This is a genomic window from Cupriavidus sp. 05T41 (assembly GCF_056396525.1).
The window spans coordinates 1-14,420 of record NZ_JBFTLQ010000132.1; the positions used below are offsets into that span (position 1 = coordinate 1).

The following is a 14,420-nucleotide window of genomic DNA, read 5'->3' on the forward strand; positions in this document are numbered from 1 at the left end:
CTTGGTCATGGCGTGCCGTCGACTGTGATTCACGCGCGTAGTGGCCTGTCGCAGTCGACCGTATCGGCGCATGTCGCAACGTTGGTCGAGGCCGGCCTTCTTGTTCAGACCCGGGTGGGGCAGTGGATCCTCCTCTCTCGKAATGAAGAGGTGATACGCGCCTTTGCCAGGCAGATCAGCTTGCATCTGTAGACGCCGGCCTTGTCGATCGGAGGGGCGGACGCACCGCCCTCGCGAACCGATGGTCGTTGCTTGCCTTGAGACCGCCAAATGCCACGGCGGGGTGATCCTGGTCACGCTGGCATGTTGACGCCAGGGAACCGTGGCGATTGCCGCGTGTACGTCATATCGATCCCTGGAAGTGCGCTTATTGCGCGAAGCCATCCCCGCCACGCAAGAGCAGCACGCTTCATTGTCGCGGCGGCGAACACGGTCGCGCTTGGTTGCCGTGCCGATCAATCTGGCCGCATCCTGCCGGCATTGGTGTCCGGCGAGGTCTGCGTCGCGTTCGCGATTGACGCGCTGAGCATCGACTACACAGTGGACTCGAGCACGCCCGCCTGTACGCGCGATCTTCAGAAATTAATACATCACAACGTGATGTAAGTGTCTGGCCATGCGCAATGAACAATGCGCGTGCCGATGCGATGAAGGATGCCATGGCGCAACACGCCACTTCCTCCTGGGCGGAATGGATCACGGGGCGACGGTGGCGGCTTCAGACACTTCATGATGTGTCTCCGTGCTTGGGGCGCTCCGCATTGGCCGATACCTTGCATGCATTGGCCTGAGATTAGCCTATTTGCATCAGCCCGCATGCTTCCGCTTCACTATCATTTGAATCTGGTGACCCGACGTGAATGGGCTCCTGCAAGCATGGCTTCCTGATTCATCCGCAGCGGCGCTGCGATGTGGTGCGCCTCGAAGTGGCACGACTTATTCGGTAGACAACGTATGACCAGTGATCCTGTCGACATCGCTGCGGCACTTATCGCAAACCGGCGCCCGTTCGTCCTGGCACTGGTGATCGGTGTTGCCGGGCTCGCAGATGACTATGCGGGTGACATGACGATCTTCGCCTCGGACGGCACGGTGCTTGCGGGGGATGCATTCGGACTCGGCTCCGGGAAGCCGCTGCGGGAAAAGGTCAAGGTGTGCTTCGCAAGCGGGTCTCCCATGGTGCTGGATATCGAACTGGTCGGGAACACCGCTGACGACGGCGACAGGCCGTCTGGTGGTGCACTGAAGATCTACCTGGAGGCCGTCGTGCCGCGCGCGGGTCGCTGGCAATCGCCTCCCGATAGGGTGATCGAGGCGACGTCATGAGGCGTGGAATGAGGCCGTGAAGCCGCCGGGAATGACATCCAGCGTGCGTGGCGTGGAACCCCACGCACGCTGTCGCAATCACTTGCTGCATCTGACTGGCACCTCGGCTTTGAATCTGATATCCGGCGACACAAGCGTTCAGCGAAATCGTTGCGGATAGCCGGCTGATTCTGCACGGAAGCAGGCAAAGGGAGACACCACTCCCGAGCATGTATCGCGACGAATCGGTGCTTGTATCCGCTCAATCATCTCAGGAGAGCAACATTGGAGACACCAAACAAAGGAGGCCGCGGCTGGATCTGGCCGCTCCTCCTCGCCCCCTACATCGGCCTCTTGTGGCTGCCGTTCTATATCAGCGCACAGCCCGAGTGGTTCGGCTTTCCGTTCTTCTATTGGTATCAGTTCCTCTGGGTGCCAATCACCTCCATGCTGCTGTACGTCGTGTATCGGGGGATGAAATGATCGATACATCGGCGGTCGACGGCGTGGCGATGGCGGTATTCATTGCGTTCTTCGTGCTCGTTACTGTGCTGGGCTTCGTTGCAGCGCGCTGGAAACGCGGYGACCTGTCCCAGCTTCACGAATGGGGTCTCGGTGGCCGGCAATTCGGCACGGTGATCTCGTGGTTCCTTGTTGGCGGGGATTTCTATACGGCATATACGGTCATCGYGGTCCCTGCGCTGGTCTATTCGGTGGGCGCGTATGGCTTCTTCGCGATGCCCTACACGATCATCGTCTATCCGTTCGTGTTCGCGGTCATGCCGAAACTGTGGGAGATCTGCCACCGCAAGAACCACATCACGGCGGCCGACTACGTGCAGGGCGAATTCGGCGGCAAATGGCTGCCGGCGGCAGTCGCCGTCACGGGGATCGTCGCCACGCTGCCGTACATCGCGCTGCAACTCATCGGCATGCAGGTGGTGATCAAGGGCCTCGGCGTCGATGGCGAACTGCCCCTGATTGTCGCCTTCGCCATCCTGGCCGTGTACACCTATTCGAGCGGCTTGCGTGCGCCGGCGATGATCGCCTTCGTGAAAGACATCATGATCTATATCGTGGTCATTGCCGCGATATCGATTATCCCGAGCAAGCTCGGTGGCTACGGTGCGCTGTTCCATGCAGCCGACACGTACTTCGCTGCCAAGGGCGGGGTCACGGGCATCATCCTGAAGCCATCGCAGTTCACGGCGTATGCGACGCTGGCACTCGGATCGGCGCTGGCAGGGTTCATGTATCCGCATACCATGACGGGCGTGTTGTCGTCGAGTTCKGCAAACACAGTGCGCAAGAACGCCATCGCGCTGCCGGCTTACACGCTGTTGCTGGGCCTGATCGCRCTGCTGGGCTATATGGCAGTCGCGGCCGGCGTGCACGTGACGTCCGCTTCGGACGTGGTGCCGGCGCTCTTCCTCAAGTTGTTTCCGTCGTGGTTCGTGGGCTTTTCGGCGGCCGCCATCGCCATCAGCGCGCTGGTGCCGGCAGCCATCATGTCGATTGGCGCGGCAAATCTCTTCACGCGGAATCTATACGAGCCGCTGATCGCGCCGAACGTGACTCCTGAGATGGAAGCGAAGAGTGCCAAGCTGTTCTCGCTGGTCGTGAAGTTTGGCGCGCTGCTCTTCATCATCGTGCTGCCGACGCAATACGCGATCGACCTGCAGTTGCTCGGCGGTGTCTGGATTCTCCAGATCTTCCCGGCGGTCGTGTTCACGTTATACACGCGGCGCCTGACTGCGCCTGGACTATTTGCCGGCTGGGCTGTCGGCATCGTCACGGGTACGAGCCTGGCGATCTCCCTGGGGCTGAAGCCGGTGTACACGCTGCACTTTGGCGATGCCGCCTATCCGACTTATATCGGTGTGATTGCGCTGGTGCTCAATATCGTCGTGTCTACGGTGGTATCGGCGGTGACACAGAAGCATCGTGTTGCCGACGACAGGGCTTCCGTCGCCGCCCGGTAGCGCGTGCCGCCTTCCGGCCTGGCGGGCTGGAAGGCGGCRCGGGTTGCCCGGCGCGGCCCTGGGGTCTGGCGGACAGATGAGCCGATGAAAATCGCTGTTATCGCCTTTTAGTGGTGTTCCAATAAAACAATCTGGAGATTTGATGAAGAAGGTTCTTGCGGTATTTGCCGCATCCATTGCAGCCAACGCCGTATATGCCCAATCGAACGTGACGCTGTACGGTGTTGCTGACGCTGGCGTTGAATATATCAACAATGCGGGGCGCAACGGGGATGGTCTCGCACGGGTAACTTCGGGAAATCAGTCAGGCTCGCGCTGGGGGTTGCGTGGCGCGGAGGACCTGGGCAGCGGGATGAAGGCAGTCTTCCAGCTGGAAAGTGGCTTTGATATCGACACCGGCAATTCCGGTCAGAGCGCTCGCCTGTTTGGCCGCGATGCATACGTGGGACTGGAAAGCCGGTATGGTTCGCTGCGTCTTGGACGGCAGCAGACCTCGATGCGCGAATTCGGCTCTGCCTACGATCCCACCGTCATCGCCGACCGCTACGGCATGCTTTCGATTGCACCGGAGTTTGGTGCGCGCGCGGACAATGCCATCAAGTATATGGGCGCGTTCGGCGGGGTCACTGCGCAAGCCTTCTACTCGTTCCAGGCCAATGGCACCGAGGTAGCCGGCAGCAACGTATTCGGGCGCGAATTTGGCGCATTCGTCAATTACGCGAGCGGCCCGTTCTCGGTGGGTGCGGCCTATGACGATATCCATGTCGGTACGGCGGCGAATCAGGCGCCGGTCATCCGCCGCGTTTCCGTGGGGGGCGCTTACTCTGTTGGTGCCGCCAAGGTATTTGCAKGGTATCGCCTGGCCAAGGCGTACGACGGTGCAAGACTGCCGGGCGCGCAAGCGGCCGATGCGGGCTCCAACTTCTACTGGCTGGGTGTGATCTACAAACTCACGCCGGCGTTCTCGGTGCTGGGCACGGCTTACTACCAGGACTTCCGGCAGACCGGGTCGGACCCTTGGCAGTTCGTGCTGACCGGCGACTACACGCTGTCCAAGCGCACCGACGTCTACCTGTCGATGTCCTACGCGCTCAACAAGGACAGTTCCCAGCTCGGTGTCAACGGCTTCAACAGTGGCAGCGGCGCAACCGCCGTCTTTAACGTACAGCCCGGCAAGAACCAGGTCGGTGGGGTGATGGGGATCCGTCACCGGTTCTGATGCGCTTTGCCCCGACAACGGGGCGTTGTCTTGGTGCGATCGGCAAGCGATAAGCGCGAGCCCGTCGGGGAGTGCTCCTGTCGACCCGATCGCACGTCTGGCAGCTCGCCAGAGATGGATCGCCAGGGATTGAGACGGACGTCATGCGTCACTTTTTCGGGCGTCGCCATGTCACATGAACGCGTCGATGAGGTGGCGAAAAAGCCATGCCGACGCGCCGCCGCCTGGCAACGCTGTATCACGGCCGCGCCGTTGGCATTGATTGATTGGATTGGTCACCGGGAATGGAAGAACTGCGCCAGGTGGAGAATGGTCTTACCGTGGCGAGTTCCGGATGCTAACCTTGGGTACCTATCCCAGCGGCCCGCGTGCGACGAGGGCGGGGCGCTTTGCTGATCTACGCATCAGAGGAGTTCTATCATGGCGCAAGCCCACCCTGCCACTCCCCGCAACAATGACGGCGACGCTCAGGAAACCACCGAATGGCTGGATGCGCTCGATTCGGTGATCGCCTGCGAGGGCCCGGAGCGCGCGCACTACCTGATAGAGCGGCTCATCGAGCGGGCGCACGGTGCTGGCATTTACCTGCCGTTCAGCGCCAATACCGCCTACCTCAATACGATCCCGCTGGAGGCGCAGGCGCGCAGTCCCGGAGACCAGGGACTCGAGCATCGCATCCGCTCCTATATCCGATGGAATGCCCTCGTGCTGGTGCTGCGGGCGGCGCGCGAGACCAATGTCGGCGGCCATATTGCGAGCTTTGCCTCGGCGGCGACGCTGTACGAGATCGGCTTCAACCATTTCTGGCATGCACCGTCGGCGCAGCATGGCGGTGACCTTGTCTTCTTCCAGGGACACTCCGCACCGGGCTTCTACGCGCGCGCCTTCCTGGAGGGCAGGCTCACGGCCGAGCAGATGGACAACTTCCGCCAGGAGGTGGGCGGCAAGGGCATCTCGTCCTACCCGCATCCGTGGCTGATGCCGGATTTCTGGCAGTTCCCCACGGTATCGATGGGCCTGGCACCGATCATGGGCATCTACCAGGCGCGCTTCATGAAATACCTGCAGGACCGGGGCTTCGGCCAGCATGACGGGCGCAAGGTGTGGGTGTTCTGCGGCGATGGCGAAATGGACGAGCCCGAGTCGCGCGGCGCGCTTGGCATGGCCGGGCGCGAGCATCTCGATAACCTTATCTTTGTCATTAACTGCAACCTGCAGCGGCTCGACGGCCCGGTGCGCGGCAACGGCAAGATCATCCAGGAGCTGGAGTCGGAGTTCCGCGGCGCGGGCTGGAACGTGATCAAGGTGGTGTGGGGCAGCAAGTGGGATGCGCTGCTGGTGCGCGACAAGGCCGGCATCCTTGCGCGCCGCATGATGGAATGCGTTGACGGCGACTACCAGACCTTCAAGTCGAAGGACGGCGCCTATGTGCGCGAGCATTTTTTCAATACGCCCGAACTCAAGGCGCTGGTGGCGGACTGGTCCGACGACGATATCTGGGCACTGAACCGCGGTGGCCACGATCCGCACAAAGTMTACGCCGCCTACAAGGCCGCCAGCGAGCACCGCGGCCAGCCGACCGTGATCCTGGCCAAGACCATCAAGGGCTATGGCATGGGCGAGGCGGGCGAGGCACAGAACATCACCCACCAGCAGAAGAGCATGCGGGTGGAGGCGCTGATGCATTTCCGTGACCGCTTCCAGCTGCCGCTCACGGAACAGCAGCTCGACGAATTGCCGTACCTCGGCTTCGAGGACGGCTCGCGCGAGCACGCTTACCTGCATGAGCGCCGCCAGTCGCTGGGCGGCTACCTGCCGGCGCGCCGCCGGCGCGGGCCGTCGCTGGCGGTGCCGGCGCTCTCGGCGTTCGAGGGGCAGCTCAAGGCCAGCGGCGAGGGCCGCGAGTTTTCCACCGCAATGAGCTTCGTGCGCATCCTCAACACGCTGCTGCGCGACAAGACGCTGGGCCGGCGCATCGTGCCGATCGTGTCGGACGAGTCGCGCACCTTTGGCATGGAAGGGCTGTTCCGGCAGATCGGCATCTGGTCGCAGCAAGGGCAGAACTACACGCCGCAGGATGCGTCGCAGCTGAGCTTCTACAAGGAATCGAAGGACGGCCAGATCCTGCAGGAAGGGATCAGCGAGGCTGGCGCCATGTCGGACTGGATCGCCGCCGCCACGTCGTACTCGACGCACGCCGAGCCGATGATCCCGTTCTTCATCTTCTATTCGATGTTCGGCTTCCAGCGCTTTGGCGACCTGGCGTGGGCGGCGGGCGACCAGCGTGCGCGCGGCTTCCTGCTGGGCGGCACCGCCGGGCGCACCACGCTCAACGGCGAAGGGCTGCAACACGAGGACGGGCACAGCCTGGTGTGGGGCGGCACCATCCCCAACTGCATCAGCTACGATCCCACCTTTTCCTATGAACTCGCGGTGATCATCCAGGACGGCCTGCGCCGCATGGTGCAGGAGCAGGAGGATGTGTACTACTACATTACCGTGATGAACGAGAACTACGAGCATCCGGCCATGCCGAATGATGCGGAGGCGGACATCCTGAAGGGGATGTACCTGTTCCGGCGCGGCAAGGACGGCGCGGCCGGGCAGCCGCGCGTGYAGTTGCTGGGTGCCGGCACCATCTTCCGCGAGGTGATCGCCGCGGCGAAGCTGCTGGACGAGGACTKGGGCGTCCAGGCCGACCTGTGGGGCTGCCCCAGCTTTACCGAGCTGGCGCGCGAGGGCCACGCGGCGGTGCGCTGGAACCTGCTGCATTCGGGCCAGACGCCGCGGCGCTCGCACGTGGAACAATGCCTGGCGCCGATGCAGGGGCCGGTGATCGCGGCCACCGACTATGTGCGCGCGCTGGCGGACCAGATCCGCTCGTTCGTGCCGCGCCGGTACGTGGTGCTGGGGACGGACGGCTACGGCCGTTCGGACACGCGCGAACAGCTGCGGCACTTCTTCGAGGTGGATCGCCACTGGATTACCCTGGCGGCGCTGAAGGCGCTGGCGGACGATGGCACGATCGACAAGGCGATCGTGCAGCAGGCGCTGCAAAAATATGGACTCGATTCCGAGAAACCGTATCCGCTCCACGCCTGAGACCTGACGGGCTGCGCTGGGCTTGGCGCTCCCATGTTCCGCAAGAGCGGGCCTKGGAGCGAGCCGGGCTCTTGCGGGCTGTCCCGGCGCGCGTGCCGCTGCGCCGGCTGGTGGCATCCTCGGGACGATCCGCGCACGCAGGATAACCCGGCATGACGGCATGGTTCGGCGCCCGGCGCACCTTTAACGACCTGATCKATCAGCTTMTCAGGGGTGGCCGCACGGTCCCGGGTCTTGCCTTTGGTTTGCGCGGCATACAGGCACCTTGTCGACAAGTTATGCCCTGGACACAAAAATCCAGGCAGTCCCCACGATGGCCGGAAACCAGGAACATCTGGCGCCAAACAGCATCAAGCGGGAGAAGTGCCGCGCTGCGTCCGAACCTATACTCCCGACATCGCCACCTGGCGACAGGCCCGTGGCGCGGCCATTCACCGAGAAGAATTGATGCAGACTTTCCCACCACCCAATAGGCCCGACATTGGGAAACGCGACATATCGGTGAAGAATCTCCCAGTGAATCTTTTTGCCTCGGTCATGGGGATTTCCGGACTTTCTCTTGCCTGGCGATTGGCGACCCGTCAGTACGGCGTCAGTCCGGTCATTTGGGGCGCGATCGGCATCGTGGCCGTGATCGCATTTCTGATTCTGGCCATCTCGTACGCGGTGAAATTCGCAAAGTATCCGAATGCGGTGATGCACGAGTTCCGGCATCCCATCGCCGGAAATTTCTTCGGCACGGTGCCCATTGCGGTCTTGCTGATTTCTTCGGTGATCGGCGATGCCGATCGGGGCATGGCGGAGGTCATGTGGACCATCGGCGCCATTGGCACCATTGGCATCGCGTGCACGATTTCCAGCCAGCTTCTCCAGGGAAAGCTCGATTCCGGACATGCGCTGCCGGCGTGGCTGATCCCCGGAKTCGCGACGCTCGATATTGCCATGGCCGGCGGAACGATGCGTATGCCGTGGGCACACGAGATCAATATATTCTCCCTGTCCGTCGGGAGTATCCTTGCTCTTGTGTTCTTCACCATGATTGTGGCTCGCTTGATTCATCATGAGAAGCTGGAAGGAAATATGACCTCTTCGCTCATGATCCTGATMGCGCCGTTCGAAGTTGGCTTCCTGGCCTACACGAATTTSATGCAAAGAGTTGATATGTTMGCGGCGGTCMTGTTCTATTTGGGATTGTTTATTTTCTTTATATTGGTTCTCAAGGTGTTCCGCCGGAGAATTCCATTTTCAGTGGGTTGGTGGGGCGTCAGCTTTCCCATCGCGGCATTGTCGAATGCGGCATTGAAGTATGCCGACACGGTGCATCTCTGGCCAATTACCATGTTGGCAATTCTTCTGCTGGCCTTCTTGACCGTGGTAATCGTCATGCTCTTCGTACGAACCATCCGGACTGTATGCAACGGGCACTTGCTATCCGCCAGGTGACGTTCCTATTGCAAAACATGTCCAGGCAGCGGGGCCGCGCATTGTCGGCATCAAGCGGGTCATGAGCCCGTCGCAACAGGCCAGACAGAGCTGGCCATGACGTCCTCCGGAGTGCTGGCGCCCGAGACGACGGCGGCCGTGGCGCCGTGKTCTTCGATGTCGGCTACGTGCTGTGCGAAGAGCCCGGCAATATGCGGCTGGCCCTGCATACCTTTCCGGTGGTGCTCGCACTGCTGTGGGCCGTAGCGGTAATGATCTTTGCCGTGCTGCCCATCTTCCCGGTCCTTGCCGCCGAGCCATCTGTCGGCGCACACGGCCGCGGCCGGCAATGCCTTMATCAGTAGCATTGGCTCTTTCGTTGTGTGGAGCTACCGCCGGCAGGTCGGCAAGCCATAGCGTCGCGGTCTGCCGTCTGGCAGCAGACGGATCATCGTTCGCGGTAGACCTGCGGCCAAGAAGGGATCCCCGGACTCKGGGCAGCGGAGATCCAAGGTGGTCAGCGGMACCTTGCGGTTGGCCGGAGCAAGTTTACCTTCGGGCGCTTGCCGGCACMTTGACCCCCAATACTCTTTCCGMGCACCGCTMGTCGCAGGTTTCGGCGGCCTTCCTGGGCACAAGTATCAGAAGGCGCCTGGGATCAATCACGTAGTAGGTGAAGTTGTCCGGACAGGAGCTGCCGGCGCAGGCACTGGCAATCAACAGCCTGTCGCCAATTGCCGTCGGCACGCATGCAATCGCGTTCTGGTCGGACAACGGATCGCGCAGGGCGATCTCCTTGCCCGCCTGACGAACKATGACCACCCCGGCGTCCAGGTCTATGCCGAAGTGATTGCCTGAGGTGGAAGTTACTCCCATCACACGGACCACGGCGCCACCGCATGCGYCGGTGAAGTTGGTCGCTTGTTCTGCAAGCACCTGGCGCTCGCCATCCATGGGGCGCAGCGTGACGGGTGCTGCGATGGCAGKCAGGGTAAGGCAGAGCAACAGAAGTGCGGCTAATTTCTTCATAAACGACGGGCAGGGAAAAACGAAACGGAGAGGCTCAGGGTGCCGAGGAACTAGCGGTAACGGGCCATCAACGCCTGATATCGCGGATCGCTCTTTAGGGCACTCAATTCGGTGGAGGCATCGATTAGGTCGAACTGACGGAAGCCGTGCTGGAAGCTTGCGTGAAGGCTTCGCACCGCGCTGTCGGCGTCGCCTTGCCGTAAGGCGGCAACGGCGCGGCGATAGTCGTCCATGCCGTCGGGTGTCGGTGTGGCGACTGTCGCCTGAGCGCTCGAAGTCTGCGGAGAGCGGGTGACAGTCGGCGGCGTAGGCTGCTGGGAATCCAACGGAGAGCTTGCGACGGGCACAGAAGACTGGCGCTGGGCCGCAACAAGAGCGTGGGAAACAGGTGCGCTGGCCGTTGCTGCCGCATGCGGCGTCAGGGCAACACGGCGGTAGTACAGCTTTCCAACGAACGGCAAATCCACCGAGATGCGATTGGCATCCTCGAAATGGAATGACAGCGCCAGGCTCATTGGCCCTTCTAGCGTCACCTCGTCGCCCTTGGCTGTAATGGCGGAGATCGGTATCTCGATATCACCATCAGGGCTGCGTACCGCATGGAGTGTGACTTCGAACTCGGGCCCCATTGGCACGCTGATTCCTTGGGCGATGAATCGCTCGGCTCGCCAGTGTCCAAGAATGCGGTTGCCGTCGGGCTTGCCGCAGGCCATCAGCAAGCCGGCTGCGAGCACTGCGGGGGCGATGCGCAGTGCCATGCCCCCCGTACGACGCCTGCCGTCGCGCAAGGCAAGGACGATGTTCACCAGACTCATGTGGTCTGCTTGCGATACTGCTCTACGAGCTTGGTGAAGCGCGGGTCCTTGCGCAAGCTATCGAGATCGGGATCTTGGTCCATCTTGTCGAAGTAGGGGAACCCGGCCATGAAGCTCGCTTCGAATTCCTTCAGCGCGTCGTCAGTGCGGCCTTGTTTCAGACGCAGTACCGCTAGGTTGTAAGGTACCAGCGATTGACGGGGATCGAGATCGCGAGCGGACGCCAGACTCTTCTCGGCCTCGTCTAGCTTGCCCTGGGTCATCTTCGCAATGGCGAGCTTGAGCATTTCGTTGGCAGCTGCCTTATTGCTGGCCTGCTCGGCGCTATCCGCATTGCCGGTCTTCAGATCGCTTTCACCCTTGGTGCGCAAGGCGGCAGTTTCTGCTTCGTTCGGAGCGATGCCACCGGCGGATGCGGGTGCGGATGCAGGGGCTGGTTCCGGGGCGGCTTCCGCGGCGGCAACAGGTGCGGCCACGGGCTCCACCGATTCCTCGGGTTGTCCAGCCTTATGTGCCAAGAAGAAGTAGCCGCCGCCGGCCAGCGCCACCACGACAGCCGCGGCGCCGGCGATTGCTGCCTTGTTCACGCCGCCGCGCTTGCCGCCGGTGGGGCCCTGCACCTGGTCCAGCAGTATGTTGCAACCAGGGCAGTGCAGATCGTCGCCAGGGGACCGTTCAAAGATTTCGCCCGCGTTGGCGCGTTCGCAGTCACCCAGCGTCGGGCATTTGTATTTCGCCATAACCTTCTACTCTTGAGTTTATGTCACACGGATGAACATCGGCCGGGCCGACGACAGGGATCGACACCGGCCGACGATGTAAGGCGTTAGTCGTTCAACGGTAGGCCGGCAATTTCGAACATGGGTTCCCGCATGGCGCCAAGCGCCACCAGTTGAAGATCCTGTTCGTCATGGTCGACTTCCTCGTAACGTGTTAGCACCATCTGCTGGTACGCCTTGCGCAGCTCGGTCTTCTTGTCGATGTGCTTGTACTCGGCATCGAGACGCTTAGCCACTTCCTTCTCGATGGCGGCCTGGGCCTCGGCCGGTTGCTCGGCTTGCAGCACGTCGTGCCACGTCTTGCCTTGCAGCACATGCACCTTCGGCAGGTCTCCGGCGAAGTACGAGAACACCCATTCCATCAGGCCCGTTGTCCGGTTCTGACGTTCCTTGACCATGCCGAGCAAGTGCGCCAGCAGGATGTACGGTTTGCGGCGGGATTCGGCCCGGATCTCGGCTGTCGATCGTGCGAAGAGCGGCGGCAGTTTGGCGCCATTGCCTTCGCCATGAAGTAGTACGGCTTCGCGGCTGTCGGCCAACAGGCCGTCGTAGTGGCGCTTGAACTCGGTCAGGGACTCGACGAAGCGCGCCGGCATCAGCGACGACACCTTCATGATCACAATCTGGTTCGACAGGTTCCCCACGGCCACCTTGGTGTCGGATGCCGGGTCCTTCTGCGACTCGAACAGCCCGGCCAGCTTGCTACGGAATTCCTTCTGACCCTCGCATTCCGGCAGGAACACGCCAATAGTCTGCGCGCGCCCCTGGCTGCCCCCAACATTGTTGGCGACTACGCGATCGACTTCGGTCTTGTTGTAKACGAGCGTCGTGCCAGCTTCCTCATACAACTGCGAAACGAATTCCTTGAGGCCCGAGTCATTGGCGTCGTAACGCTTCTGCAGGCGCTCCACAATGTTCACGTGCAGTACCGGCGGCATCTGACGGGCGATCTCGGCATGCGCCAGTTCGACGATCTGCGCGGACTCCTGCGACAGCGTGGAAATGATGCTTCCCAGCGACGTGCTCTGCAGCAGCACGTCGAAGCTGTCCACATCCGTGCCGGCCAGGTCGATGATCGACTGACGTACCCGTTGCGTGCGCGCCATCTGGGCCGCTTCGTCGATGATAAGTGCCTTCATTACGTTGGCAATGGCGGTCTCGTCGAAGATGCGCTTCTGGTAGACGGCATCGGCAGCCTTCAGGCGGCTGGCCCTTTCCTTKGACACCTTGTCAGTGGCAACTACCAGATTCTGGTGCAGGCCGTCGATGGTGCCCCGCAGCKAAACGAGCTGGTCCTTGACGAATGGGATCAGGCTGCACGCAAATTTCAGCCCCTGCTGGTTGGTATTCAGCGTGTATTGATCCTGCAGCAATGCGCCGATATCGGCAAAAAGGCCGCCGCGCTTGTCAGTCAGCGCCTTGGCGAAGATGCCAACGTTATTGAACTTGTTCTCCAGTTCCTTGTACCGGGCCTGGAGGGCTTCCAGCTCGTTGGGCAGCTTGGCKACGCGTGCGGACAGTAGTGCGAGGCGCTCGTCCAGCATGGCGATCAGCGCGTCCATGAACTGGCGAAGCTGGAACAGCGACGCGTTGCCCGCCTTCCAGCGCGCGAACAGGTCCTTTTCGATGTGCCGGCTGACATGGCGGGCCATCTCGAGTCGGGCGTTCCCCTTGATCTCGAAGAATTTMCGCACGCCGCCCATGGTGCGATACGTCTCGTCGAAGACCTTCGAGAGGCGGCCGTTTAGCACCAGTAGCCAGTTGGCTTCCTCGATGTTCTTGTCGGCACGGATATCCGGCACCTGCAAGCTGATGATCTGTTTCCAGTACTCGCGCGGCGGCTTCCACGCGGTGTTCTTGGCGTCGTCTTCGAGGATGCCGGTGTCGAGCATCAGGTGCGCGTCGGTCAGCAGAAACGACTGCAATGTGTCGGGCTTGCGAGCCTCGGAGCCCCAGTCTTTTTCCACGGCCTCGTCGGCGTACCCGTCGCCCTGGCGGAAATTGTTGTACATGAGCTGACGCGTGGCCTGTTCCGCAAAGCCGTACGCCAGGAATTCCTTGATCTCCTGTTCCGGCACCACCACGCGCTTAATGCCAAACGACATGAACAGCTTGGCGCGCGCTTTGCCGATGTTCTCGTCGCTTTCGAAGCTCTTGATGTCGTTTTCGCCCTTCTCGGCGCGACCCAGGCCTTCCCACTCCTTATTCATCGTCTTCTGGAAAATGAATTCGGCGACAAGGCGAGGCACTTCCACGTCTACATCGAACTGCACATTGTGCTCGTTGATGTTATTGACAAGGTAGCAGCCGTTGAAATAGATATCGTGATTCAGGCGCGAGCMGTCTAGCAGGTTGACCGGCTTGTACTTGCCCACGGCCAATGCATTGAGTTCGGTCAGCGCGGCATAGCCATTCGCATAGTACGTCGACACGCCAGCCACGTCCTTCACGCGGCGGKAATGCTTCTCKGGCAGTACGGCGTAGACGATAACGCGATACAGRTCGTGGTCGGCGCACTTGTGGCGGATCTGGGCGACGGCATCCACCAACGAGCCGCTGCCGGTGCCGCCAGCCAAGCCGCAAACGATATGAATCACGGCCCCTTTCCTGCTGCCAGGCGCCGATTCCAGTACCTGCAGGCGATCTTCCACAGCCTTGACGAAGCGCGAGGCGTTTTGCGCGAACACCACGCGGCCCAKCTTGCGGCGTTGCGCGGCACCGGCCGTGGTGGCATTGACGAAGTCGAACACATCGCGCGGCTCGATCC

Annotated in this window: 13 protein-coding genes; 8 read left to right on the plus strand and 5 right to left on the minus strand. The window is 61.6% G+C overall.

What is annotated here, in order from left to right:
- The 8 genes from AC1DKV_RS38200 to AC1DKV_RS38235 form a co-directional block, all read left to right on the plus strand.
- A partial coding sequence (locus AC1DKV_RS38200) for an ArsR/SmtB family transcription factor (protein WP_477137504.1) occupies nucleotides 1-192 on the plus strand: 192 nt, incomplete at its 5' end.
- Nucleotides 193-336: 144 nt separating this feature from the next.
- A complete protein-coding gene (locus tag AC1DKV_RS38205) occupies nucleotides 337-606 on the plus strand; it encodes a hypothetical protein (protein WP_441621437.1) in 270 nt (89 codons plus the stop codon).
- A 348-nt stretch (nucleotides 607-954) separates the two neighbouring features.
- Nucleotides 955-1,326: a hypothetical protein gene (locus AC1DKV_RS38210; protein WP_441621435.1), complete on the plus strand. Its 372-nt coding sequence runs from the start codon at nucleotides 955-957 to the stop codon at nucleotides 1,324-1,326.
- A gap of 264 nt (nucleotides 1,327-1,590) precedes the next feature.
- Nucleotides 1,591-1,788 (plus strand): DUF3311 domain-containing protein, encoded by a 198-nt coding sequence (locus AC1DKV_RS38215; protein WP_441621433.1) that lies wholly within the window; start codon nucleotides 1,591-1,593, stop codon nucleotides 1,786-1,788.
- A complete protein-coding gene (gene mctP / locus AC1DKV_RS38220) occupies nucleotides 1,785-3,287 on the plus strand; it encodes a monocarboxylate uptake permease MctP (RefSeq protein WP_477139510.1) in 1,503 nt (500 codons plus the stop codon). The genes AC1DKV_RS38215 and mctP overlap by 4 nt, the downstream gene beginning before the upstream one ends.
- Nucleotides 3,288-3,429: 142 nt before the next feature.
- The gene (locus AC1DKV_RS38225) at nucleotides 3,430-4,506 is read left to right on the plus strand and encodes a porin (protein WP_477139504.1); all 1,077 of its coding nucleotides are present in this window, start codon (nucleotides 3,430-3,432) and stop codon (nucleotides 4,504-4,506) included.
- Nucleotides 4,507-4,926: 420 nt separating this feature from the next.
- Entirely contained in the window at nucleotides 4,927-7,608 is a 2,682-nt protein-coding gene (aceE, locus tag AC1DKV_RS38230; RefSeq protein WP_477139505.1) for a pyruvate dehydrogenase (acetyl-transferring), homodimeric type, read from the plus strand.
- Nucleotides 7,609-8,124: 516 nt separating this feature from the next.
- Nucleotides 8,125-9,051 carry an SLAC1 anion channel family protein gene (locus tag AC1DKV_RS38235; protein WP_477139506.1) on the plus strand — a complete coding sequence of 309 codons (927 nt, stop codon included), beginning with the start codon at nucleotides 8,125-8,127 and terminating at the stop codon, nucleotides 9,049-9,051.
- 59 nt (nucleotides 9,052-9,110) lie between these two features.
- Here AC1DKV_RS38235 and AC1DKV_RS38240 read toward each other — a convergent pair whose 3' ends face one another.
- From AC1DKV_RS38240 to AC1DKV_RS38260, 5 genes are all read right to left on the minus strand, one after another.
- Nucleotides 9,111-9,398 carry a hypothetical protein gene (locus AC1DKV_RS38240; RefSeq protein WP_477139507.1) on the minus strand — a complete coding sequence of 96 codons (288 nt, stop codon included), beginning with the start codon at nucleotides 9,396-9,398 and terminating at the stop codon, nucleotides 9,111-9,113.
- 181 nt (nucleotides 9,399-9,579) lie between these two features.
- On the minus strand, nucleotides 9,580-10,059 hold the full coding sequence (locus tag AC1DKV_RS38245; protein ID WP_477139508.1) for a hypothetical protein: 480 nt from the start codon (nucleotides 10,057-10,059) through the stop codon (nucleotides 9,580-9,582).
- A gap of 50 nt (nucleotides 10,060-10,109) precedes the next feature.
- Nucleotides 10,110-10,874: a hypothetical protein gene (locus AC1DKV_RS38250; RefSeq protein ID WP_441621423.1), complete on the minus strand. Its 765-nt coding sequence runs from the start codon at nucleotides 10,872-10,874 to the stop codon at nucleotides 10,110-10,112.
- The gene (locus tag AC1DKV_RS38255) at nucleotides 10,871-11,614 is read right to left on the minus strand and encodes a tetratricopeptide repeat protein (RefSeq protein WP_441621421.1); all 744 of its coding nucleotides are present in this window, start codon (nucleotides 11,612-11,614) and stop codon (nucleotides 10,871-10,873) included. The genes AC1DKV_RS38250 and AC1DKV_RS38255 overlap by 4 nt, the downstream gene beginning before the upstream one ends.
- Before the next feature lie 86 nt (nucleotides 11,615-11,700).
- Nucleotides 11,701-14,420, minus strand: a 2,720-nt coding sequence (locus tag AC1DKV_RS38260; protein ID WP_477139509.1) for a tubulin-like doman-containing protein, incomplete at its 5' end; no start/stop codon positions are given.